This window comes from Streptomyces sp. x-80 (genome assembly GCF_046549095.1).
Taxonomy (GTDB): domain Bacteria; phylum Actinomycetota; class Actinomycetes; order Streptomycetales; family Streptomycetaceae; genus Streptomyces; species Streptomyces celluloflavus.
Genome location: NZ_JAJPWM010000003.1, coordinates 443,076 through 467,634, shown reverse-complemented (window position 1 = coordinate 467,634; position 24,559 = coordinate 443,076). Strand labels below are relative to the sequence as shown.

The 24,559-nt window shown below is 70.8% G+C and carries 15 protein-coding genes and 1 tRNA gene; 10 read left to right on the top strand and 6 right to left on the bottom strand.

Features of this window, described 5'->3' with window-relative positions; all coding sequences use genetic code 11:
• Window positions 1–668: 668 nt before the first annotated feature.
• Entirely contained in the window at window positions 669–3,326 is a 2,658-nt protein-coding gene (gene polA / locus ACLJWH_RS07605) for a DNA polymerase I (protein ID WP_411140898.1), read from the bottom strand.
• Between the two features lie 299 nt (window positions 3,327–3,625).
• On the opposite strand from polA, the gene ACLJWH_RS07600 reads away from it, so the two are divergent.
• The 7 genes from ACLJWH_RS07600 (at window position 3,626) to ACLJWH_RS07570 (ending at window position 12,789) form a co-directional block, all read left to right on the top strand.
• Complete coding sequence (locus ACLJWH_RS07600) at window positions 3,626–5,923, top strand: FdhF/YdeP family oxidoreductase (protein ID WP_411140802.1); 2,298 nt, start codon at window positions 3,626–3,628, stop codon at window positions 5,921–5,923.
• Window positions 5,924–6,038: 115 nt separating this feature from the next.
• Complete coding sequence (locus ACLJWH_RS07595) at window positions 6,039–6,509, top strand: PaaI family thioesterase (protein ID WP_411140801.1); 471 nt, start codon at window positions 6,039–6,041, stop codon at window positions 6,507–6,509.
• A gap of 570 nt (window positions 6,510–7,079) precedes the next feature.
• Window positions 7,080–8,303, top strand: coding sequence for a branched-chain amino acid ABC transporter substrate-binding protein (locus ACLJWH_RS07590; protein WP_411140897.1), 1,224 nt, complete (start codon window positions 7,080–7,082; stop codon window positions 8,301–8,303).
• 125 nt (window positions 8,304–8,428) lie between these two features.
• Entirely contained in the window at window positions 8,429–9,358 is a 930-nt protein-coding gene (locus ACLJWH_RS07585; RefSeq protein WP_411140800.1) for a branched-chain amino acid ABC transporter permease, read from the top strand.
• A gap of 5 nt (window positions 9,359–9,363) precedes the next feature.
• Window positions 9,364–11,178, top strand: coding sequence for a branched-chain amino acid ABC transporter permease (locus ACLJWH_RS07580; protein WP_411140799.1), 1,815 nt, complete (start codon window positions 9,364–9,366; stop codon window positions 11,176–11,178).
• A 7-nt stretch (window positions 11,179–11,185) separates the two neighbouring features.
• Window positions 11,186–12,076, top strand: a complete 891-nt coding sequence (locus tag ACLJWH_RS07575; RefSeq protein WP_411140798.1) for an ABC transporter ATP-binding protein — start codon at window positions 11,186–11,188, stop codon at window positions 12,074–12,076.
• On the top strand, window positions 12,073–12,789 hold the full coding sequence (locus tag ACLJWH_RS07570; protein ID WP_411140797.1) for an ABC transporter ATP-binding protein: 717 nt from the start codon (window positions 12,073–12,075) through the stop codon (window positions 12,787–12,789). The genes ACLJWH_RS07575 and ACLJWH_RS07570 overlap by 4 nt, the downstream gene beginning before the upstream one ends.
• 88 nt (window positions 12,790–12,877) lie before the next feature.
• Here the strand turns inward: ACLJWH_RS07570 and ACLJWH_RS07565 are convergent, their stop codons facing one another.
• Window positions 12,878–13,561 carry an ANTAR domain-containing response regulator gene (locus ACLJWH_RS07565; RefSeq protein WP_052854769.1) on the bottom strand — a complete coding sequence of 228 codons (684 nt, stop codon included), beginning with the start codon at window positions 13,559–13,561 and terminating at the stop codon, window positions 12,878–12,880.
• A gap of 89 nt (window positions 13,562–13,650) precedes the next feature.
• Here ACLJWH_RS07565 and ACLJWH_RS07560 point away from each other — a divergent pair.
• A tRNA-Leu gene (locus tag ACLJWH_RS07560) sits at window positions 13,651–13,733 on the top strand.
• Window positions 13,734–13,815: 82 nt separating this feature from the next.
• Complete coding sequence (locus ACLJWH_RS07555) at window positions 13,816–14,604, top strand: helix-turn-helix domain-containing protein (RefSeq protein WP_411140796.1); 789 nt, start codon at window positions 13,816–13,818, stop codon at window positions 14,602–14,604.
• 46 nt (window positions 14,605–14,650) lie between these two features.
• On the opposite strand, the gene pyk is transcribed toward ACLJWH_RS07555, so the two are convergent.
• Window positions 14,651–16,087: a pyruvate kinase gene (gene pyk / locus ACLJWH_RS07550; RefSeq protein WP_411140795.1), complete on the bottom strand. Its 1,437-nt coding sequence runs from the start codon at window positions 16,085–16,087 to the stop codon at window positions 14,651–14,653.
• A 954-nt stretch (window positions 16,088–17,041) separates the two neighbouring features.
• On the opposite strand from pyk, the gene ACLJWH_RS07545 reads away from it, so the two are divergent.
• Window positions 17,042–18,535, top strand: a complete 1,494-nt coding sequence (locus ACLJWH_RS07545; RefSeq protein WP_411140794.1) for an IMP dehydrogenase — start codon at window positions 17,042–17,044, stop codon at window positions 18,533–18,535.
• 351 nt (window positions 18,536–18,886) lie between these two features.
• Here ACLJWH_RS07545 and ACLJWH_RS07540 read toward each other — a convergent pair whose 3' ends face one another.
• From ACLJWH_RS07540 to pepN, 3 genes are all read right to left on the bottom strand, one after another.
• The gene (locus ACLJWH_RS07540; protein ID WP_411140793.1) at window positions 18,887–20,347 is read right to left on the bottom strand and encodes a lysine N(6)-hydroxylase/L-ornithine N(5)-oxygenase family protein; all 1,461 of its coding nucleotides are present in this window, start codon (window positions 20,345–20,347) and stop codon (window positions 18,887–18,889) included.
• Window positions 20,344–21,780: a pyridoxal phosphate-dependent decarboxylase family protein gene (locus ACLJWH_RS07535; protein ID WP_411140792.1), complete on the bottom strand. Its 1,437-nt coding sequence runs from the start codon at window positions 21,778–21,780 to the stop codon at window positions 20,344–20,346. The genes ACLJWH_RS07540 and ACLJWH_RS07535 overlap by 4 nt, the downstream gene beginning before the upstream one ends.
• Window positions 21,781–22,001: 221 nt before the next feature.
• Window positions 22,002–24,551: an aminopeptidase N gene (gene pepN / locus ACLJWH_RS07530; protein WP_411140791.1), complete on the bottom strand. Its 2,550-nt coding sequence runs from the start codon at window positions 24,549–24,551 to the stop codon at window positions 22,002–22,004.
• Between the last annotated feature and the right edge of the window lie 8 nt (window positions 24,552–24,559).

Here is a 24,559-nt window from a genome sequence, read left to right as displayed (position 1 = left end):
ACCGCACCCAGTGCGGGCACCGCACCCAGTGCGGGCACCGCACCCAGTGCGGGCGCCGTACGCGACGCCGTGCCGCAGGTGAGGCGGGTGTGACACCGGATGGGGATGACACCCGGCGGGGCGGTGGCTCCCGGCCTGGAGCCCGCATCCCCCGGGAGCCCGGAGTCTGCCGCGAGCCCGGAGTCCCCCGCGAGCCGGAAGCCGGGCACCGGCGCGGCCCCTTGCCGCGCTCCCCGCCTCCGACCCTGCACTCGTACTCGCCCCGTCCCGGCTTCCGTTCCCGTGTCTCGTCCCCGTCCTGACGCACTTCGCGTCTGGAGCGGCAGGACAGCAGACACCGCCGCCCCGGACCGTCCGGATCCGGGTCCGGGTCCGGGTCCAGGTCCGGGTCCGCGTCTGGGTCCGGGTCCGGGTCTGGGGCCGGATCCGGGTCCGGGTCCGGGTCCAGGTCCGGGTCTGGGTCTGGGTCCGGGTCCGGGTCTGGGTCCGGGTCCGGGTCCAGGTCCGGGTCTGGGTCTGGGTCCGGGTCCGGGTCTGGGTCCGGGTCCGGGGCCGACCCCGCCGGGAGGCGGGCCCGCGCCGGATCTCCGGCCCGCCGGAGGAGGACGGGGCCCCGCCCCGGGCGCCGGACCGGGGCGGGGCCAGGCGCTGGCCCCGGGCGGCCGCGGTCAGTGCGCCGCCGACTCCCAGTCCGTGCCGGAGCCGACCGAGACGTCCAGCGGGGCGCTCAGTTCGACGGCGGCGGCCATTTCCCGGCGGACCAGTTCCTCGACCTTCTCGCGCTCGCCGGGGGCCACCTCGACCACGATTTCGTCGTGGACCTGGAGCAGCATCCGGGACGCCAGCTTCGCCTCGCGCAGCGCCGCGTCGACCTTCAGCATGGCGATCTTGACGATATCGGCGGCGGTGCCCTGGATCGGGGCGTTCAGCGCCATCCGCTCGGCCATCTCGCGGCGCTGGCGGTTGTCGCTGTTGAGGTCCGGGAGGTAGCGGCGGCGGCCGAGGATCGTCTCCGTGTAGCCGGTGGCGCGGGCCTCCTCCACCACGCGCTGGAGATAGTCGCGCACCCCGCCGAACCGCTCGAAGAAGTTGTCCATCAGCTTGCGGGCCTCATCCGGCTGGATGCCCAGCTGCTGGGAGAGGCCGAACGCCGACAGGCCGTACGCCAGGCCGTAGGACATCGCCTTGATCTTGCGGCGCATCTCCGGGTCGACCTGGTCCTTGCCGACCGAGAAGACATGGGAGGCGACGGTGGTGTGCAGGTCCTCACCGGAGGTGAACGCCGCCAGCAGGCCCTCGTCCTCGGAGAGGTGGGCCATCACCCGCAGCTCGATCTGGCTGTAGTCGGCGGTCAGCAGCGATTCGAAGCCTTCGCCGACGACGAAGCCGCGGCGGATCGCCCGGCCCTCGTCCGTCCGCACCGGGATGTTCTGGAGGTTCGGGTCGGTCGAGGAGAGCCGGCCGGTGGCGGCCACCGTCTGGTTGAAGGTGGTGTGGATCCGGCCGTCGGCGGCGATGGTCTTGATCAGGCCCTCGACCGTCGTGCGCAGCTTGGCCTGCTCCCGGTGCCTGAGCATGATCACCGGGAGTTCGTTCTCGGTCTGGGCGGCCAGCCAGGCGAGGGCGTCGGCGTCGGTGGTGTAGCCCGTCTTGGTCTTCTTGGTCTTGGGCAGGCCCAGCTCGCCGAAGAGGACCTCCTGGAGCTGCTTGGGCGAACCCAGGTTGAACTCGTGCCCCGCGGCGGCGTGCGCCTCCTGCACGGCCTGCTGCACGGCGCCCGCGAACTGCTGCTCCAGCTGCTCCAGCCAGTCGCGGTCCGCGGCGATCCCGGCCCGCTCCATCCGGGCCAGCAGCACACTGGTCGGCAGCTCCACCTCGCGCAGCAGCTCGGCCGCGCCGACCTCCGCCAGCTTGGTCCCGAACGCCGCGCCCAGGTCCAGGACCGTCCGCGCCTGGCCCATCAGGGCGTCCGCCTCGGCCTGCTCGTCGGCGCCGAAGGCCAGCTGACCGTCGGCCGCCACGGGGGCGAGATCGCGCCCCAGATACTCGATGGAGAGGGCGTCCAGCGCGAAGGAGCGGCGGCCGGGCTTGACCAGGTAGGCGGCCAGCGCGGTGTCCATCGTGACGCCGTCGACGGACCAGCCGTGCTCGCCGAAGACCCGCATCAGACCCTTGGCGTTGTGCATCACCTTGGGCCGGGCGGCGTCCGCGCTCCAGGCGGCGAAGGCCCGCTCGTCCGCCTCGTCCAGCTGGGCCGGGTCGAACCAGGCGGCCGGGCCGTCGGCCGCGGCCAGTGCCACCTCGGCGACGCTGCCGGTGCCCAGCGTCCAGACGTCGACCGTCGCCACGCCCAGCGGCCCCGCGCCGTGCTCGGCCAGCCACGGGGCGAGCTCGCCCGCGCCGATGACCGTGCCGTCCACCTCGACGCCGGCGGCCGGCGCGGCCTCGTCGGCGGTCTCCGCCGCGCCCGGGTCCACGGCGTGCAGCCGGTCCCGCAGGCCCTGGTTGCGGATCTCCAGCGCGTCCAGGAAGACCTTGAGCGCCTGGCGGTCGTACGCCTCGCGGGCCAGCTCCTGCGGGCCGCAGGGCAGCTCGACGTCGCGGACCATCTCCGTCAGCCGGCGGTTGAGCTTGACCGCCTCCAGGTGGTCGCGGAAGTTCTGCCCCGCCTTGCCCTTGACCTCCTCGGCCCGCGCCACCAGCTCCTCGAACGAACCGAACTGGTTGATCCACTTGGTGGCGGTCTTCTCCCCCACACCCGGGATGCCGGGGAGGTTGTCCGACGGGTCGCCGCGCAGCGCCGCGAAGTCCGGGTACTGCGCCGGGGTGAGGCCGTACTTCTCCTCGACCTTCTCGGGAGTGAAGCGCGTCAGCTCCGAGACGCCCTTGGTGGGGTAGAGGACCGTGACATCGTCGGTGATGAGCTGGAAGGAGTCGCGGTCGCCCGTGACGATCGAGACCTCGAAACCCTCCGCCGTGGCCTGGGTGGCCAGCGTGGCGATGACGTCGTCCGCCTCGTACCCCTCGACGGCGAAGCGCTTGACCTGCATCGCGTCGAGCAGCTCGCCGATCAGCTCGACCTGGCCCTTGAACTCGTCGGGCGTCTTGGCGCGGTTCGCCTTGTACTCCGGGAACTCCTCGGAGCGCCAGGTCTTGCGCGAGACGTCGAACGCCACCGCGAAATGCGTAGGTGCCTCATCGCGCAGAGTGTTCGCGAGCATCGACGCGAAGCCGTAGATCGCATTGGTCGGCTGCCCCATGGCGGTGGTGAAATTCTCCACCGGAAGGGCGAAGAACGCCCGGTACGCCATGGAATGCCCGTCCATCAGGAGCAGGCGGGGACGGCCGCCCGCCGCCGCCTCGGTGCCGGTCGCTTCGCTCTTCTTCGCTGCCTTTGCTGCCACGCCCCCGATCCTGCCACGCCCCACTGACAATCCCCGCCGCGACGGCCGCTCGCCGGCCGCCCGCGCCCCGCCCCGTGCCCGCCGGCCCGCCGGGTGCGGCCGCTCCCCCGCCGCCGCCCCTACACCGCTCCTCCCTTCCGTGACAGGATTGAGTGTGTACGGCAACGATCCGCCGCGCCCCGGCGGAGACCGCACCATCACTCGGCTCAAGGGAGAGCGCCATGGCAGGCAAGCCGCCCGCGTCGGACCCCGTCCAGGACGCGCCGGAGGTCAGCGAACCCCAGCACTCCGCCGTCGGCCTGCCGGCCATCACCCACGCCCTGCGCATCTCCCAGCAGCAGATGGGCGTCCGCCGCACCGCCCTCACCCTCCTGCGGGTCAACCAGAAGGAAGGCTTCGACTGCCCCGGCTGCGCCTGGCCCGAGGGCGAGCACCGGCACACCGCCGAGTTCTGCGAGAACGGCGCCAAGGCCGTCGCCGAAGAGGCCACCCTGCGCCGTGTCACCCCCGCCTTCTTCGCCGACCACTCCGTCGCCGACCTCGCCGGCCGCAGCGGCTACTGGCTCGGCCAGCAGGGCCGGCTCACCCACCCCATGTACCTGGCAGAGGGCGGCGACCACTACACCCCCGTCACCTGGGAGCGGGCCTTCGACATCATCGGCGAGGAGCTCACCGCACTCGACTCCCCCGACGAGGCGGTCTTCTACACCTCCGGCCGCACCAGCAACGAAGCCGCCTTCCTCTACCAGCTCTTCGCCCGCGAATTCGGCACCAACAACCTCCCCGACTGCTCCAACATGTGCCACGAGTCGTCCGGCTCCGCGCTCAGCGAGACCATCGGCGTCGGCAAGGGCAGCGTCCTGCTGGAGGACCTCTACCAGGCCGACCTGATCATCATCGCCGGGCAGAACCCGGGCACCAACCACCCGCGCATGCTCACCGCCCTGGAGAAGGCCAAGGCCGGCGGCACAAAGATCATCTCGATCAACCCGCTGCCCGAAGCCGGCCTGGAGCGCTTCAAGAACCCGCAGACCCCGCGCGGCCTGGCCGGCGGCGGTACCGCCCTCACCGACCTCTTCCTGCAAGTGCGCCTCGGCGGCGACCAGGCCCTCTTCCGCGCCCTCAACCGCCTCATCCTGGAAGCGGCGGCGGACGACCCCGGCGCCGTAGACACGGAGTTCGTCCGCGAATACACCCACGGGTACGAGGAGTTCGCCGCGGCCGCCCGCGCCGACGACGACTGGGACGCGACGCTGCGCGCCACCGGCCTGACCCGCGAGAAGATCGAGAGCGCGCTGCGCATGATCCTCGCGTCCCGGCGCACGATCGTGTGCTGGGCGATGGGCCTGACCCAGCACAAGCACTCCGTCCCCTCCATCCAGGAGATCGTCAACTTCCTCCTGCTGCGCGGCAACATCGGCCGCCCCGGTGCCGGCGTCTGCCCCGTACGCGGGCACAGCAACGTCCAGGGCGACCGCACCATGGGCATCTTCGAACGGCCCGAGCCCGGTTTCCTCGACGCCCTGGAGAAGGAATTCGGCTTCGCCCCGCCGCGCGAGCACGGCCTCGACGTCGTCCGCGCCATCCGCGCACTGCGCGACGGACAGGCCAAGGTCTTCCTCGCGATGGGTGGCAACTTCGTCTCCGCCACCCCCGACACCGACGTCACCGAGGCCGCCGTACGCCGCGCCCGCCTCACCGTCCACGTGTCCACCAAGCTCAACCGCTCGCACGTCGTCACCGGCGCCCGCGCCCTGATCCTGCCGACCCTCGGCCGCACCGAACGCGACGTCCAGAGCGGCGGCGAACAGTTCGTGACCGTCGAGGACTCCATGGGCATGGTGCACGCCTCCCGGGGACGCCTGGAGCCCGCGAGCCCCCAGCTGCTCTCCGAAACCGCCATCGTCACCCGCCTGGCCCGCCGCGTCCTGGGCGAGGCCAGCCACACCCCCTGGGCGGAGTTCGAGAAGGACTACGCGACGATCCGCGACCGCATCGCCGCCGTCATCCCCGGCTTCGACGACTTCAACGCCAAGGCCGCCCGCCCCGGAGGCTTCACCCTCCCGCACGCCCCCCGGGACAGCCGCCGCTTCCCCACCGCCACCGGGAAGGCCAACTTCACCACCGCACCCGTGGAGTACCCGGTCGTCCCCGAAGGACGGCTGCTGCTCCAGACGCTGCGCTCCCACGACCAGTACAACACCACCATCTACGGCCTCAACGACCGCTACCGCGGCATCAAGAACGGCCGCCGCGTGGTGCTCGTGCACCCCGAGGACGCCCGCGAACGGGGCCTGGCCGACGGCGCGTACACCGACCTGGTCAGCGAGTGGACGGACGGCAGCGAACGGCGCGCGCCCGGCTTCCGCGTCGTCCACTACCCGACGGCCCGCGGCTGCGCCGCCGCCTACTACCCCGAGACCAATGTCCTCATCCCGCTCGACCACACCGCCGACACCAGCAACACCCCCGCCGCCAAGTCCGTGGTGATCCGCCTGGAACAGCCGCACCGGGACTGACCGTCCGCGGCCGTACGGCGGGACGGCAACCCCGCGCCGAGCGCCCGCTCAGTGGCCTGATAGGAACATCCACAGACCGACAGCGATCACGTGCGAGCGAACGGAGCGGCAGGGCATGGGCGAGCAGAGATCCACGAAGTTCCCGCAGGAGGTCCTCGACCGGTGGGCCGACCTCGGCCTCGACCTGTCCACCCTCTTCTCCGCCGGGGACCTCGGCCGCCGGATGGGCGTGCAGGTACTGGAGGCCGCCCCCGACCGCGTCGTCGGCACCATGCCCGTCGAGGGCAACACCCAGCCCTACGGACTGCTGCACGGCGGCGCCTCCGCGGTCCTCGCCGAAACCCTCGGCTCCGTCGGCGCCATGCTGCACGGCGGCCCCGCCAAGATCGCGGTCGGCGTCGACCTCAACTGCACCCACCACCGGGGCGCCCGCTCCGGCCTGGTCACCGGCGTCGCCGTCCCCGTCCACCGGGGCCGCACCACCGCGACGTACGAGATCGCCGTCACCGACGAGCACGACAAGCGGGTCTGCACCGCCCGGCTGACCTGCCTGCTGCGGGACGCGGACCCCACCGCCCACGGCTGACGCCCCCCGCACCGGCCGCCCCACCCGATACGGCCCCGCCCGGCACCTCCGGAGCGGGGCCGTACGCATTCCCATACTCCCGCATTCCCGCATTCCCGTTCTCCCGTACTCCCGTCGGGGCGGCCCCCGCGCGCCCGCGCCGCCCCACCTCACACCACCTTGCCGTAACGCTGCGTGACACCGGCGCGATGCCGTACCAGCCCCGCATCCAGGGCTTCTCACCCGCCCGTCCGCACCGCGCCCACCGCTTCCGATATCCGGACGCGCCTCCGTCACAGCGCGCCAAATCCCCTTGTGGAAGCGTGAGTTCACCTTCCGCTCGGCGCCCGTCCCCGCGGTAAGGACCATGACGGCATAACGCTCATCGCATGACATAACAAGAGCGTCACATCCTTCACAGCGCCACTCCCGGGAAATCGAACACCCCTCTAGAGTCACCGCCAGTCACCGCGCCGCCGGGCGCGCTGCGAGCACGGACCCTGTACCACGCCGTACAGCCCGGTGCGCGAATCGGCCGTGCGACACGCAATGGCCGCGCCAGGGAAAGGACTGATCGTGCGTCACCGTTCCTTGCTCATACTCACCACCGCGGTCACCGCAGGCGCCCTCACGCTCTCCGCGTGCGGCTCCCGGAGCGACGACAAGAAGAGCGGCGGCACATCCGCGGCCACCGTCGTCATCGGCGTCGACGCCCCCATCACCGGCGAGCTCTCCGCCCTGGGCCTGGGCATGCGCAACTCCGTCCAGCTCGCCATCGACACCGCCAACAAGACCTCCGAGGTCAAAGGCGTCACCTTCCGCCTCGAAGCCCTCGACGACAAGGCCCTGCCCAACGTCGGCCAGCAGAACGCCACCAAACTCGCCGGCGACAAGGACGTCCTGGGCGTCGTCGGCCCGATCAACTCCGGCGTCGCCCAGTCGATGCAGCAGATCTCCCAGCAGAACGGCCTCACCCTGATCTCCCCGGCGAACACCACACCCGACCTGACCCAGGGCAAGGACTGGAAACAGAACAAGCGCGTCCGCCAGTTCCCCACCTACTTCCGCACCGCCACCACCGACGAGATCCAGGGCGCCTTCGACGGCCAGTACGCCTGGGAGAGACTCAAGGCCAAGACGGCCTATGTCATCGACGACCAGAAGACCTACGGCGTCGGCCTGGCCTCCTCCTTCAAGGACCAGTTCCGCAAGCTCGGCGGCACCATCGCCGGCAGCGAACACATCAGCCCCGACGACCGCGACTTCAAGGCCGTCGTCTCCAAGGCCGTCGCCGCCCGGCCCGACCTGGTCTTCTACGGCGGCGAATACCCCGCCTCCGGCCCCCTGAGCCAGCAGCTCAAAGACGGCGGCCTCGCCGTCCCCCTCATGGGCGGCGACGGCATGTACAGCGCCGACTACATCAAGCTCAACAAGAAGGCGCAGGGCGACTACGCCTCCTCCATCGGCAAACCCGTCGAACAGCTCCCCTCCGCCAAGAAGTTCATCGCCGACTACAAGGCGGCCCAGTTCAAGGAGCCCTACGAGACATACGGCGGCTCCGCCTACGACGCCACCTGGTCCCTCGTCCAGGCCGTCAAGAAAGTCGTCGCCGACAACGGCGGCACACTCCCCGCCGACGCCCGCAAAAAAGTCGTCACCGCCATGAACAAGGTCTCCTTCGACGGCGTCACCGGCCGCGTCTCCTACGACGCCTACGGCGACACCACCAACACCATGATCACCGCCTACCAGGTCGACAAGGGCACCTGGGTCTCCCGCTTCAGCGCGGAATTCAAGAAGTCCGACAAGAGCTGACCGGCCCGCACCGCACCGGCCGGTGACCCCGGGCCGCGCCAGGACGCCCCCACCCCCCTGGCGCGGCCCGCGGCACACCGGCACCCGGAACTCCCCGTCACTTCCCACCCCTCGGAGGCCCAGCGGTGAGCGAACTGCCGCAACAGCTGGCCAACGGACTCATCCTCGGCGCGATGTACGGACTCATCGCGATCGGCTACACGATGGTCTACGGCATCGTCCAGCTCATCAACTTCGCCCACGGCGAGATCTTCATGGTCGGCGGCTTCGGCGCGCTCAGCGTCCACCTCGCACTCCCCGCCGGCACCCCGCTCGCCCTCGCCCTGCCCGTCATGCTCCTCGGCGGCATCGCCGTATCCGTCCTCGTCGGCGTCGCGGCGGAACGGTTCGCCTACCGGCCACTGCGCGGCGCACCCCGCCTGGCCCCGCTCATCACCGCCATCGGCCTCTCCCTCGCACTCCAGCAGGCCGTCTGGCGCTGGTACCCCGACGGCAAACAGGCCCGCGTCTTCCCCCAGTTCAAGGGCGGCGCCCTCGACATCCTGGGCGCCACCGTGCAGCGCGGCGACCTCTTCGTCATCATCGCCGCCCCCGTCTGCATGATCGCCCTCGGCCTGTTCGTCACCAGGACCCGCAGCGGCCGCGCCATGCAGGCCACCGCCCAGGACCCCGACACCGCCAGGCTCATGGGCATCGACACCGACCGCATCATCGTCCTCGCCTTCGCCATCGGCGCCGCCTTCGCCGGCGTCGCCGCCGTCGCCTACGGTCTGCGCACCGGCGAGGTGCAGTTCCGCATGGGCTTCATCATGGGCCTCAAAGCCTTCACCGCCGCCGTCCTCGGCGGCATCGGCAACGTCTACGGCGCCATGCTCGGCGGCCTCGTCCTCGGCGTCGCCGAAGCGCTCTCCACCGCCTACATCGAAGAGATCCCCGGTATGCAGCAATTCGGCGGCGGAGCCTGGAAGGACGTCTGGGCCTTCGTCCTCCTCATCCTCGTACTCCTCCTGAGACCACAGGGCCTCCTGGGCGAACGCGTCGCGGATCGGGCGTGATAGCGATGACCACCGACACCACCAAAACCACCAGCACGACACCACACCCCCACCCCGGCGTCCTCCCCCTCCCCGAACGCGCCGCCCGCATCACCGCCGCCACGGCCGCCCTCGCCACCGCCGCCACCACCGGCCTCGCCTGGACCTGGAGCAGCGCCTTCCCCGGCGACCTCACCTACTACGGATCCCCCGCCGGCCTGCAAACCGTCACCCTCGCCGGCGGCCTCCTCACCCTCCTCCTCGCCACCGCCGGACTCGGCCTCCCCGGCCTGCGCCGGCTCACCCCCGGCGGCCGCAACGCCTCCGTGCTCCTCGCCGCCCTCGCCACCTTCGCCACCACCTGGTTCACCCTCATCGCCATCGCCATCGACCTCGGCGGCCTCGTCAACCTCGAACCCGGCGGCTTTCTCGCCGGCATCACCTCCCTCACCACCCTCATCGGCGCCCTCGGCCTGCCCGCCGATCGCACCACCACGCCACCCCCCACCACCACCTGGCAACGCTTCACCGGCGCCCTCGCCGCCACCCCCGTACGACGCCGCACCCTGTCACTCCCGCCCTGGGCCGAGATCCCGCTCATCGCCGCCGCCTTCGCCGCCGGGCTCTTCGCCTTCACCTACGGCATCGACACCGACGACGGCCCGCCCTTCGTCGGCTATCTCCTGTTCATGGTGCTCGCCGTCCCCGCCCTCCACCGGGCCGGACTTCTCACCCGGCTCACCGAACTCACCCACCGGCACCGGGGCGTGGCCCTCGGCGCGGCCTTCGCCGCCGCCGCCGGCTTCCCCTTCACCCAGGACACCGACCAGTACACGATCATCGGCGCCAACATCCTGATCTTCGCCACCGTCGCCCTGGGCCTCAACGTCGTCGTCGGCCTCGCCGGACTCCTCGACCTCGGATACGTCGCCTTCCTCGGCGTCGGCGCCTACGCGGCCGCCCTCGTCTCCGGGTCCCCCGAATCCACCCTCGGCCTCCACTTCCCCTTCTGGGCGGCCCTCCTCACCGGGGCCGCCGCCTCACTCGTCTTCGGCGTCCTCATCGGCGCCCCCACCCTCCGCCTGCGCGGCGACTACCTGGCCATCGTCACCCTCGGCTTCGGCGAGATCTTCCGCATCGCCATGCTCAACCTCAACGGCACCACCGGCCCCGACATCACCAACGGCGCCATGGGCATCCCCAACATCCCCAACCTCGAAATCCTCGGCTTCAACTTCGGCGAACCCCACCACATCCTCGGCATCCCCCTCGCCACCTACGGCAACTACTACCTGCTCATGATCTTCGTGACCGCCTTCGTCGTCCTGGTCTTCCGCCGCGCCGCCGCCTCCCGTATCGGCCGCGCCTGGATCGCCATCCGCGAAGACGAAACCGCCGCCGTCGCCATGGGCATCAACAGCTTCCGCCTCCGCCTCCTGGCCTTCGCCCTCGGCGCCGCCCTCGCCGGACTCGCCGGCACCGTCCACGCCCACGTCGTCACCACCGCCACCCCCGAACAGTTCCAGTTCGCCGGCCCCCAGCCCCCCAACTCCGCCTTCCTCCTCGCCGCCGTCATCCTCGGCGGAATGGGCACCCTCAGCGGCCCCCTCATCGGCGCCGCCCTGCTCTTCCTCATCCCCGCCAAACTCGACTTCCTCCAGGACTACCAGCTGCTCCTCTTCGGCATCGCCCTCGTCCTGCTGATGCGCCTACGGCCCGAGGGCCTCATCCCCGACCGCAGAAAACAGCTCGAATTCCACGAGACCAGCCGGCCCGACCCGCCCGGCCGGCGCCTCCCCGGCACCGGCGCGACGCCCGGCTCCACCCCGGCGAAGGGCTGAGGACACCATGACCACACCCACCACCCCGCCCCACGCCGGGACCGGGACCGGGACCATCCTGGAAGCCGCCGGCGTCACCATGCGCTTCGGCGGGCTCACCGCCGTACGCGGCGTCGACCTCACCGTCGACACCGGAGAGATCGTCGGCCTCATCGGCCCCAACGGCGCCGGAAAAACCACCTTCTTCAACTGCCTCACCGGCCTCTACGCCCCCACCGAAGGCACCGTCCGCTTCAACGGCACCCGCCTCTCCCCCAAACCCCACCTCGTCACCCAGGCCGGCATCGCCCGCACCTTCCAGAACATCCGCCTCTTCGCCAACATGACCGTCCTGGAAAACACCCTCGTCGGCCGCCACACCCGCACCAAAGAAGGACTCTGGTCCGCCCTCCTCCGAGGCCCCGGCTTCAAAAAAGCCGAACGCACCTCGGAAGAACGCGCCATGGAACTCCTCGAATTCACCGGCCTCGCCACCCGACGCGACCACCTCGCCCGCAACCTCCCCTACGGCGAACAACGCAAGCTCGAAATCGCCCGCGCCCTCGCCAGCGAACCCGGCCTGCTCCTCCTGGACGAACCCACCGCCGGCATGAACCCCCACGAAACCCGCGCCACCCAGGACCTCGTCCTCGCCATCCGCGACCAGGGCACCGCCGTCCTCGTCATCGAGCACGACATGCGCTTCATCTTCAACCTCTGCGACCGCGTCGCCGTCCTCGTCCAGGGCCACAAACTCATCGAAGGCACCGCGGAAACCGTCCAGGCCGACGAACGCGTGATCGCCGCCTACCTCGGCACCCCCACCGAAGAAGACACCACGACAACCGCCCACCGGCCCACAACCCCGGCCCACCGGACCGACCCCACGACCCAGCCGCCACCAGGAGACCGCCGATGACCGCCCTGCTCCAGGTCGAGGACCTGCGGATCGCCTACGGCAAGATCGAAGCCGTCAAAGGCATCACCTTCTCCGTCGAAGCCGGCCAGGTCGTCACCCTCATCGGCACCAACGGCGCCGGCAAGACCACCACCCTGCGCACCCTCTCCGGCCTCCACACCCCCCTCGCCGGCCGGATCACCTTCGACGGCGAACCACTCGGCGCCCTGCCCGCCCACCACATCGTCGCCCGCGGACTGGCCCACTCCCCCGAAGGCCGCCGCCTCTTCCCCCGCCTCACCATCACCGAGAACCTCCAGCTCGGCGCGTTCCTCCGCAAGGACACCAGCGCCGTCGCACACGACATACAGCGCGTCTACGACCTCTTCCCCCTCCTCGGCGAACGCAGAAAGCAAGCCTCCGGCACCCTCTCCGGCGGCGAACAGCAAATGCTCGCCATGGGCCGCGCGCTGATGTCCCGCCCCAGACTCCTGATGCTCGACGAACCCTCCATGGGCCTGTCCCCGATCATGATGCGAAAGATCATGGACACCATCCGCGAACTCCGCACCCAGGGCACCACCATCCTGCTCGTCGAACAGAACGCCCGCGCCGCGCTCTCCCTCGCCGACCACGGCCACGTCATGGAAACCGGCCGCATCGTCCTCTCCGGCACCGGCCCACAACTCCTCCACGACGAATCCGTCCGCAAGGCGTACCTCGGCGAGGACTGACCCCGCCGGCTCCGGCCGCCCGCACCACGACGACGGCCCCGCACCGGTCAGTCACCGGTACGGGGCCGCACACGCTCGGCGCGCGTCGCTACGCGTCCTTCTGCTCCCGCTGTTCCTTCTGTTCCCGGTCCTTCTGCTTCTTCTCCGCGGCGTCCTCGATGACCGCCTCGGCGACCTGCTGCATCGAGAGCCTGCGGTCCATCGACGTCTTCTGGATCCAGCGGAACGCGGCCGGTTCGGTCAGCCCGTACTGGGTCTGCAGAACGCTCTTCGCCCGGTCCACGAGCTTGCGCGTCTCCAGCCGCTGGGTGAGGTCCGCGACCTCCTTCTCCAGCGTCTTCAGCTCGGTGAAACGGCTCACGGCCATCTCGATCGCCGGGACCACGTCGCTCTTGGAGAACGGCTTCACGAGATACGCCATCGCGCCCGCGTCACGCGCCCGCTCCACCAGCTCACGCTGCGAGAACGCGGTCAGCATCAGGACCGGCGCGATGCTCTCCTCGGCGATCTTCTCGGCGGCCGAGATACCGTCCAGGACCGGCATCTTCACGTCCAGGATCACCAGGTCGGGGCGGTGCTCCCGGGCCAGCTCGACGGCCGTCTGGCCGTCCCCGGCCTCGCCGACGACGGTGTAGCCCTCTTCCTCCAGCATCTCTTTGAGGTCGAGACGGATGAGGGCCTCGTCCTCGGCGATCACAACGCGCGTGGTCAGCGGCGGGACGTGCGACTGATCGTCATCGGCGACGTGCTGCTCGGGCTCGGCGGCGCTCACGGGACTCCTCGGTGCGGGCAGGCGGTGCCCTTGCAGCCTACCTAGCGGCGGCCGCTATGGCGCACACGGTATGGTGTCTGAAGCCACCGGCCGGGTTGGTGGAATGGCATACACGGATGTCTCAAACACATCTGCCCGAAAGGGCTTGCGGGTTCGAGTCCCGCACCCGGCACCGCTACCAGCGGAATTTCACCTTCTCGTGAATCATCCGCATTGCGCCCCTGGGAGCATGCAACATCACGCACAGTGATGACATGACTTTTCACGGCACAGACGTACGACAGAGAGCTGTAGCCAAGCTCCGCGCGGGGGCCAGGAACGCAGATGTCGCCCGCGCCATGGGCATCCCACTTGGCACCGTCTCCTACTGGCGACATATGGACCGCGCCAAGCGCGGAGAGTGTCCAGGCGCCCACAACCCGAAATGCCCACGGTGCGACGGTCGCGAACTCGACGCGGCAGCCTACTCGTATCTACTGAGTCTCTACCTCGGCGACGGACACATCATCCAGCATGCGGCCCACCGCGTCCCGAGTCTCATGATCGCGTGCGACGACGCCTGGCCGGGCCTGATGGACGCCTGCGAAGCCGCGATGCGTGCCGTCTTCCCCGACAACTCCGTATGCCGGGTCCGCAGGAAGGGCTGCCACAACGTGAAGGTCTACTCAAAGCACTTATGGTGCCTGTTCCCCCAGCACGGCCCCGGCAAGAAGCACGAGCGGCCGATCGTCCTCGAAGCCTGGCAGCAGCAGATCGTGGACGCGCATCCCTGGGAGTTCCTCCGCGGGCTCGTCCACTCCGACGGCTGCCGGATCACCAACTGGACGACGCGCACGGCCGGCGGGGAGCGCAAGCGCTACGAGTACCCGCGGTACTTCTTCACCAACACGTCCACCGACATCCTGCGGCTCTGTACCGACACTCTCGACAAGGTCGGCGTGGCGTGGCGGCCCTCGCGCCAGTCCCGCCGGGCGCAGTCCGTCTCCGTCGCCCGGCGCGCCTCCGTGGCCCTCATGGACCGTCACATCGGGCCGAAGCACTGACGGGGCCGGCGGTCGGAACCGCGGCCCCACGCGCGGGTGCGGGTGGCTACTCGGCGGTGTCGTCGGCGCCGATGCGGTGGACGCGGACGAGGTTGGTCGAGCCCGGGACGCCGGGCGGGGAGCCGGCGGTGATGATGACGACGTCGCCGGGGTGGCAGCGGCCGATCCGCAGGAGTTCCTCGTCGACCTGGGCGACCATCTCGTCGGTGGAGTTGACGGTCGGGCCGAGGAAGGTCTCGACGCCCCAGGTGAGGTTGAGCTGGGCGCGGGTGGCCGTGTCGGGGGTGAAGGCGAGGAGCGGGATGGGCGAGCGGTAGCGGGAGAGGCGGCGGACGGTGTCGCCGGACTGGGTGAAGGCGACGAGGAACTTGGCGCCGAGGAAGTCGCCCATCTCGGCGGCCGCGCGGGCGACCGCGCCGCCCTGGGTGCGGGGCTTGCTGCGTTCGGTGAGCGGCGGCAGGCCCTTGGCGAGGATGTCCTCCTCGGCGGCCTCGACGATGCGGCTCATGGTGCGGACCGTCTCGGTGGGGTATTTCCCGACGCTGGTCTCGCCGGAGAGCATCACGGCGTCGGTTCCGTCGATGACGGCGTTGGCGACGTCGGAGGCTTCGGCGCGGGTGGGGCGGGAGTTGTCGATCATCGAGTCGAGCATCTGGGTCGCGACGATGACCGGCTTGGCGTTGCGTTTGGCCAGTTTGATGGCGCGCTTCTGGACGATCGGCACGGTCTCCAGCGGCATTTCGACGCCGAGGTCGCCGCGGGCGACCATGATGCCGTCGAAGGCGGCGACGATGTCGTCGATGTTCTCGACGGCCTGTGGCTTTTCGACCTTGGCGATGACGGGGAGGAAGCGGTCCTCCTCGCGCATGATGCGGTGGACGTCTTCGATGTCGCGGCCGCTGCGGACGAAGGAGAGGGCGATGACGTCGGCGCCGGTGCGCAGTGCCCAGCGGAGGTCGTCCTGGTCCTTGCCGGAGAGGGCGGGGACGGATACGGCGACGCCGGGGAGGTTGAGGCCCTTGTGGTCGGAGACCATGCCGCCCTCGATGACCTTGGTGTGGACGCGGGGTCCGTCGACGCCGGTGACTTCGAGGGTGACTTTGCCGTCGTCGACGAGGATGCGTTCGCCGGGGGTGACGTCGGCGGCGAGGCCGTCGTAGGTGGTGCCGCAGAGCCGGCGGTCGCCTTCGACGGACGGTTCGACGGTGATGGTGAACTCGTCGTCGCGTTCGAGAAGTACGGGGCCTTCGCGGAATCGGCCGAGGCGGATCTTCGGACCTTGTAGGTCGGCGAGGATGCCGACGCTGCGGCCGGTCTCCTCGGCTGCCTTGCGGACCCGGTCGAATCGCGCCTCGTGATCGGCGTAGGTGCCGTGGCTGAGGTTGAAGCGGGCCACGTCCATTCCGGCGTCGACGAGTGCCTTGATCTGCTCGTACGTGTCGGTGGCGGGTCCCAGGGTGCAGACGATCTTTGCTCGGCGCATGTCTCCGACTCTATGACTTACCGACTGGTAGAGAGCTGTGGGGAAGTGACTGCCCAACGACCGCTCGGTGAAGGGCTCTTGACAAGTTGTGGAATGCGCGTGAAGGCGCTCCGATGAGCGGATTTGCCGTGTGCCGGGTGGGGTGGGTGGCGGTCCGGTCACCCGCTGTGCGGGGCGCCGGCCCGGGACCCGGTGGCCAGCAGGGCGCGGGCGGGGCTGCCGTCGGCTGCGAGGCCGCAGCGTCGGATGCGGGGGGCGCCTTCGTGGTCGCCGTCTGCCCCTCGGAGGGAAGGCCAGGGCCTTGGCGAAGGTGTGGCGTTGCCCGGATTCGGTGGTGTGCGGGAGGAGTCGTTCGGCTTCCGCGAAGTTCTTCTGCGCGATCCGGACCGTGGCGATGTGGTGCAGGACGTAGGGGGGGCGGTGTCCGCCGTCCGCCGGATCAGGTCTTCCGGCGCCTCACGTTCCTCTGCGGTGGAGCGGCCAGGCAGGGTCGCCCGGTAGGTGTCCGGCCTCGGCGCCGCTCGGATGTCGAGTCGCTCGCCCGCCGGGTCGCCGAGCTGGAACGGCGGATTCTCGGCCTCCGGGCCGAACTCGATGAACGGGGCGAGGGCCTCCGTCGCACGCAGTGGGAACCGCGAACTCGTGGCCCAGATCGACGTGTTCGGTCGCCCGGAGCGAGATCGCGGATGCCCCTCGGGCCGGCCTTTCCTGCACGGGGGGTGCGATAGCATCTCGCATGGCGTAAGGGAAGTAAGCGCCTGTGCAGCGTATGCGGCGGTTCACGACGACCTGTCTTCAGCGTTGGCACCGGACCACCTCTGTGCGCTCGTCGTCGGACATTTTCCGGACGGGTTCTTCCGGATACGCATGGCAGGTCGGCACCGATTTACTGTGCCCGTCAGAGCCTGCTGACTCCGGCGAATATCGGATCACCGGCTCCCTTCAGGAGGCCATGTGAAAATCCTCGACGAGACTTCTCGCACGCTGAACGAATTCCTTCTTCTGCCGGGGCTCACGACGGCAGAGTGCACTCCGCAGAACGTGGATCTGACCACGTCCGTCGTGCGGCACAAGGTCGGGGAGGATTCGCCGGTCCGGATCGCCACCCCCCTGGTGAGCGCGATCATGCAGGCGGTCTCTTCGCCGAAGCTGGCGGTGGCCCTCGCCCGGAGTGGCGGGCTGTCCTTTGTCCATCAGAACCAGCCGATCGCCGATCAGGCCGATGAGGTGCGTGCGGTCAAGCGCCACAAGGCCGGTTTCCGCACCAGTGAGGTCAGCGTCGAGCCGTCCGCCACCCTGGGCGACGTCGCGCGGCTGCTGGCCGAGGTGGACCAGGGCGTGGCCGTCGTCACGGAGAACGGGAGTGCGGACGGCCGGTTCCTCGGTGTGATCGGCCTGGAGGACTTCCACACCGAGCGCCATGGTGCCGACGAGGTCGTCACCGCCCGGATGCGTCCCCGTGACCAGCTGAGGACGGCCCCGTCCACGATCAGTCCGCCGGAGGCGAACGCACTCGTCTGGGAGCACCGGCTGGACGTACTGCCGGTCGTGGACGGAGACCGGCTCGCGTCGCTGGTCCGCAAGCGGGATTACCAGGCGCACAAGGCGTTCCACCATGCGTCCGTGGACGGCCGGAAGCGATTCCGGGTCGGCGCCGGCATCAATTCCCGTGACTTTGCGAAGCGCGTCCCCGCTTTGGTCGAGGCCGGCGCGGACGTCTTGTGCCTCGATTCATCGGACGGCTATTCCGTCCACCAGAAGAAGGCTCTGGAATCCGTGCGCACAGAGTACGGAAATGAGGTGTTCGCAGGTGGGGGAAATGTCGTCGACGGGCGCGCGTTCCGGTATCTGGCGGAGGCCGGGGCCGATTTCGTGAAGGTCGGAATCGGCGGCGGGTCGATCTGCATCACCCGTGACCAGAAGGGCATCGGCCGGGGTCAGGCATCCGCGCTGATCGATGTGGTCCGGGAGCGGGACGCGTACGCCGCCGAGACCGGTGTCCATGTACCGGTCTGCTGTGACGGCGGGCTGCTCAGCGATTACCACATGGCGATCGCCTTCGCGATCGGCGCGGATTTCGTCATGCTGGGCCGGTACTTCGCACGCTTCGACGAGTCCCCCTCGCGCAAGGTCCGCGTGGACGGCCAGTACTACAAGGAGTACTGGGGCGAGGGATCACGGCGTGCCCGGAACGCTGCCCGCTACGGGCAGGGCGACGAGATCGCCTTCGAGGAGGGCGTGGACGGTTTCGTGCCCTATGCGGGCAGTCTGTCCGACAACGTGGAGCTGACCAGGTCGAAGCTGACCGCCACCATGATCAGCTGCGGTGCGACCACGCTGAGGCAGTTCCACGAGGAGGCGGTCATGGTCCAGGTTTCCGAGCGGTCCTACGAGCAGAACACCGCCGAGGTGCGGCTGCGGGAGCGGTCCGTCGACTCCGGCGAGTGACCCACGGTCGGCCGGCCGCGTCGTCTCCGCCACTCCCGTTCCGGGTGGCGGGGACGACGTGTTCCGGGGCGCTGCCCGTTGGTGCTGAAGCACTTCGCGGAAGAGGATCGTCCCTCGTCGGACGGGCGGCTCCGCTCGCACCGGCGGTGCCCGCGGTGCCGCCGTCGCGGGTGGGGAGCCGGGTGAGCCCGGTACGGGTGGCGGTCCAGGTGTCGGGGGCTACGGCGGAGACCGGGGTGGTGCCGCCCGCCGGGGCCGGTGCGAGCGGCGATTCGGGCGGCATGGTGTCGGCCCTCTCCCCCGGGGCCGGTTTCCCGTAAGGCCCTTTCCGTTGTGCGGGGTTGGGGTGGGTCAGGGGCGGGGGACGAGGGTGGTGGTCGGCCGGGGGATGGGGGTGGTGGGGCGGGTTGAGGGTTGCTGGAGGCCGAAGGTGGTGAAGGCGGTGCGGGTGGGGAGGGGGTAGGGAGGGGTGCTGCTGAGGGAGTTGAGGATGGTGGCGCTGCGCCAGGCGGCGAGGCTGAGGTCGGGGGTGCCGACGCCGTGGCTGTGGCGTTCGGCGTTCTGGACGTAGAGGGAGCCGGTGACGGCGGGGTCGAGGACGAGGCGGTGCTGTTCGTCGATGCGCGGGCGGCCGGCGGTGTCGCGGCAGAGGTAGGGCTCCAGGGCGGCGAGGAGGGTGTCGAGGCGGCGTTCGCGGTAGCCGGTGGCGAGGATGACGGCGGAGGTGGTGAGGCGGGAGCGGGTGTCCTGCTGGGTGTGGTCGAGGTGGAGTTCGATCTTTCCGGGGCCGATGCGTCCGGCGGTGCGTACGGAGACGCCCGGGGTGAGGGTGGCGTCGGGCCAGCCGCCGTGCAGGGTGCGGCGGTAGAGCTCGTCGTGGATGGCGGCGAGGGTGTCGTGGTCGATGCCTTTGTAGAGCTGCCACTGTCCGGGGACGAGGTGGTCGCGGACGGTTTCGGGGAGGGCGTGGAAGTAGCGGGTGTAGTCGGGGGTGAAGTGTTCGAGGCCGAGTTTGCTGTACTCCATGGGCGCGAAGGCCGGGGTGCGGGCGAGCCAGTGGAGTTGTTCGCGGCCGAGGGGGCGGGCCCGCAGCAGGTCGAGGAAGATCTCGGCGCCCGACTGGCCCGCGCCGATGACGGTGATGTGGTCGGCGGTGAGGAGCTGTTCGCGGTGGTCGAGGTAGTCGGCGGAGTGGATGACGGGGACGGTGGGGGCTTCGACGAGGGGGCGCAGGGATTCGGGGATGTAGGGGGCGGTGCCGATGCCGAGGACGAGGTTGCGGGCGTGGACGCGGCCGAGGGCTTCGGCTCCGCCTTCGGTGCCGAGCTGGGTGAAGTCGACTTCGAAGAGGTGGTGTTCGGTGTTCCAGCGCAGGGCTTCGATCTGGTGGCTGAAGTGGAGTCCGGTGAGGGATTCGCTGACCCAGCGGCAGTAGGCGTCGTATTCGGCGCGGTGGATGTGGAAGCGCTCGGCGAAGTAGAAGGGGTAGAGGCGTTCGCGGGTTCTGAGGTAGCTGAGGAAGGACCAGGGGCTGGTGGGGTCGGCGAGGGTCACCAGGTCGGCGAGGAAGGGGACTTGGAGGGTGGCGCCGTCGATGAGGAGGCCGGGGTGCCAGTGGAAGGCGGGGCGCTGGTCGTAGAAGGCGGTGCGCAGGTGGGTGAGGGGCTGGGCGAGGGCTGCGAGGGAGAGGTTGAAGGGGCCGATGCCGATGCCGGCGAGGTCGAGGATCCGGCCGGGGTCCGGGGTTTCGGGGGACGTGGTGTCGGTGGTGGCGAGCGCGTGGGTGGTGCCGAAGTGGGGGGTGGTGCTCATCGGGGCGTGTGGCCTTCCACGAGTTTCAGCAGCGTTGTGAGGTCACCGGACTGGGTGTGGGGGTTGAGGAGGGTGGCTTTGAGCCAGAGGCCGGTGGGGGTGACGGCGCGGCCGAGGACGGCGTGTCCGTCGGTGAGGAGGGTGCGGCGGATGCCGGCGAGGGTGGTGTCGTCGGCGCCGGTGGGGCGGAAGAGGACGGTGCTGAGGGTGGGGCGGGAGTGGAGTTCGTAGTGGGGGTGGTCCTCGATGAGGTCGGCGAGGGTGCGGGCGGCGGCCAGGGTGCGGTCGACGAGGTCGCCGAGGCCGTGGCGGCCGAGGGCCTTGAGGGTGACGGCGATCTTGAGGATGTCGGGGCGGCGGGTGGTGCGCAGGGAGCGGCCGAGGAGGTCGGGCAGGCCGGCTTCGGTGTCGTCGTCGGCGTTGAGGTAGTCGGCGCGGTGCGCGAGCGGGGCGAGGGTGGCGGGGTCGGGGACGGTGAGGAGGCCGGCCGCGACCGGTTGCCAGCCGAGTTTGTGCAGGTCGAGGGTGACGGTGTGGGCGCGGGCGAGGCCGTCCAGGGCGCTGCGGTGGGTGTCACTGAAGAGGAGCGGGCCACCGTAGGAGGCATCGATGTGCAGGCGGGCGCCGTGCTGGTCGGCGAGGTCGGCGACGGCGGGGAGCGGGTCGATGGCGCCGGAGTCGGTGGTCCCGGCGGTGGCGGTGATCAGCAGCGGGCTGTGCAGGGTGTGCAGGGCGGCGTCGAGGGCGTGGGGGTCGAGGACGCCGTCGGGGGTGGGGAGGGTGATCGGTTCGGGGAGGCCGAGGAGCCAGGCGGCGCGGTGGATGCTGTGGTGGGCGTTGGCGCCGCAGACGATCTGGAGGGGGGCGGTGGCGTTGCCGTGGTGTGCCGCGATCCGGCTCCGGTCCTGGTCGCTGTGGGTGGCTTCGCGGGCGAGCAGGACGGCGAGCTGGTTGGATTCGGTGCCGCCGGTGGTGACCAGTGCGTCGGGGGCGGTGGCCGTCGGATGGACGAGGGCGGCCAGTTCGCGGCAGGTGAGGGCTTCGAGGGCGGAGGCGGCGGGGGCCTGGTCCCAGGAGTCCATGGAGGGGTTGAGGGCGCTCGCGGCGAGGTCGGCGGCGGTGGCCAGGGCGAGCGGCGGGCAGTGCAGATGGGCGGCGCAGTGCGGGTCGGCGGGGTCGGCGGCGCCGGCGGCGAGGGTGTGGACGAGGGTGCGCAGGGCGGCGTGCGGACCGCTGCCGTGTTCGGGGAGCAGGGGGGCGCAGGCGTCGCGTACGGAGCGGGCGACGGCTTCGGGGCCGCCGGGCGGCAGGGGTCCCGCGCGGTCCTCGGCGCCGGTGGTGAGGGCGTCGAGGACCGTGTCGAGGAGCGGGCGCAGCGCGCGGGGTCCGTTGGTGCCGCCGGCGAGGGCGGTGCCGGCAGGCGGCACGGGCATGAACGTGCCCTTCTGAGCGGGGAGTTCGGGTGGCGGTCCGGCTCCGGACCTTAGGCCGCCCTAAGCTACTTTCCCCGTGTGGTGCCCGGCCACCGGTCCCGGTGGTTCCACCCGTTCGTGGTACGTGGCCTGCCGCACGTGTTCGGGTGCCGCCGGCCGCTCCCCCGGCGGTCCGCGGCACCCGTGCCGTCCGGCCCGGTCCGTGAGCCGGCTCCACGTCGTCAGGGCGCCGGGGGTGTCCCGTGCGCGGCGCGGATGCCGAGGGCGCGCCGCAGGTCGTCGAGCTGGTCGATGAGTTTGCGGCGCAGCGCGGGGGTCGGGTCGCCGTCGGCCAGGCAGGTCTCGCCGAGGGTGAGGGTGGTGTCCTCGACGAGGGTGGCGGGGAAGGCGTAGCGGCCGGCGGCTTCGGCGAGGGCGGGGCCGCGGTGGGCGGCGAGGGCGGGTACTTCGGTGAAGTAGCGGGCGGCGTAGGGGCGGAGCAGGTCGTGCTGTTCGGGGTTCCAGAAGCCGGTGGCGGTGGCGGTGAAGAGGTAGTTGGAGAGGGCTTCGCCGTCGTCGGTGGTGAACAGGGCGTCCCAGGCGGCTTGTTTGGCGGCGGGGTCGGGGAGGGCGGCGTGGCAGCGGGCGGCGCCCTGGCGGCCGGTGGCGCTGGGGTCGCGGACGAGTTCGGCGGCGATGGTGGCGCGGAGGCCGTCGAGGGGGGTGGCGCCGAGGACGGCGAGCCGGCCGAGGATGCGCCAGCGCAGTTCGGGGTCGAGGGCGGGGCCGCCGGGGACGCTGCCGTCGTCGAGCCATTCCTGGAGGGGTTCGTGGCGGGTGGCGCTGTCGATGAAGGCGCGTACGGCGGTCAGCCGCAGGCCGGCGTGGGCGCCGTGGGCGGGGCCTTCGGTGTGGCGCAGGATGTCGCGGCTGATGGTGTGGAGGGTGGTGAGGGCGGTGTGGCGCTCGGTGTGGGGGAGGTAGCGGTCGGCGATCTGGGTGCGGGCGAAGGTGAGGACGCCCTGGACGATGGCGAGGTCGGATTCGCGGGGGAGGTGGGTGCGGGCGAGGTCCAGGTAGGCGGCGGGCGGCAGTTCGCCGTCGCGGACCAGGTCGCGGGCGGCGTTCCAGGCGACGGCGCGGGAGAGCGAGTCGGGGAGGGTGGCGAGGGTGGCGGTGAGGGTCTGCCAGGACGCGGGGTCGAAGCGGATCTTGGCGTAGGTGAGGTCGCCGTCGTTGAGGAGGACGAGGTCGGGGGCGGGCGTGGGGAAGGTGCGGTGGGTGTGGCCGGTGTCCCCGGGGAGGTCCAGGTCGAGGCGGTCGCGCAGGGTCAGGCGCCGGGTGTCGGCGGGGTCCTGGTCGTAGAGGCCGACGGCGATGCGGTGCGGTCTGCCGCCGGTGTGCGCGACGTCCAGCCGCCATCCGTCGGGCCGGGTCTCGACGGTGGGGGTGAGGGTGTCGACTCCGGTGGTGCGCAGCCAGTTCGCGGCCCAGGCGTGGACGTCGCGGTCGGTGTGGCGGGCGAGGGAGTCGATGAAGTCGGCGAGGGTGGCGTTGCCGAAGCGGTGCCGGGCGAAGTGGTCGTTGATGCCGGCGAGGAAGTCCCGCTCGCCCATCCAGGCGACGAGCTGGCGCAGGGCGGAGGCGCCCTTGGCGTAGGAGATGCCGTCGAAGTTGAGGAGGGCGGAGGCGGTGTCGGGGACGTCTTCGGGGGCGGGGGCGACGGGGTGGGTGGAGGGGCGCTGGTCTGCGTCGTAGCCCCAGCCCTTGCGGGCGACGGCGAAATCGGTCCAGGTTTCGGTGAAGCGGGTGGCTTCGGCCAGGACCTGGAAGCCCATGTACTCGGCGAAGGACTCGTTGAGCCAGATGTCGTCCCACCAGCGGAGGGTGACGAGGTCGCCGAACCACATATGGGCCATTTCGTGGGCGATGACCATGCCGCGGGTCTGGCGTTCGGTGTCGGTGACGGCGGAGCGGTAGATGAATTCGTCGCGGAAGGTGACGAGTCCGGGGTTCTCCATGGCGCCGGCGTTGAATTCGGGGACGAACGCCTGGTCGTAGGAGTCGAAGGGGTACGGCTCGTCGAACATCTGGTGGTAGCGGTCGAAGCAGCGGCGGGTGATGTCGTGGATCTCGTCGGCGTCGGCGTCGAGGTGGGGGGCGAGGGAGCGGCGGCAGTGGATGCCGAAGGGCAGTCCGGCGTGTTCGGTGCGGACGGAGTGCCAGGGGCCGGCGGCGACGGCGACGAGGTAGGTGCTGATGAGAGGTGTGGTGGCGAGGGTCCAGCGGCCGGGTGCGCCCTGGGTGGCGATGCCGTTGCCGAGGACGGTCCAGTCGTCGGGTGCGGTGACGGTGAGGGTGAAGGTGGCCTTGAGGTCGGGCTGGTCGAAGGCGCCGAAGACGCGCTGGACGTCTTCCATGAAGAGCTGGGTGTAGAGGTAGGTCTCGCCGTCGGCGGGGTCGGTGAAGCGGTGCATGCCTTCGCCGGTGCGGGAGTAGCGCATGGTGGCGTCGAGGCGCAGTTCGTGGGCGCCGGGGGCCAGGCCGGTCAGCGGGAGGCGGTTGTCGGCGAGGGTGGCCGGGTCGAGGGGTGCGCCGTCGAGGGTGACGCGGTGCAGCTCGGCGGGTTTGATCTCGGCGAAGGTGTCGCCGGCAGCCCGTGCGGTGAAGTGGATGACCGTGCGGGAGCCGAAGTGGTCCGTACCGCGGGTGAAGTCGAGTTCGACCTCGTAGCCGTGGACGTCGATGAGTCGGGCTCGGTTCTGCGCCTCGTCGCGCTGGAGTGCGGGCATGGGGTCAT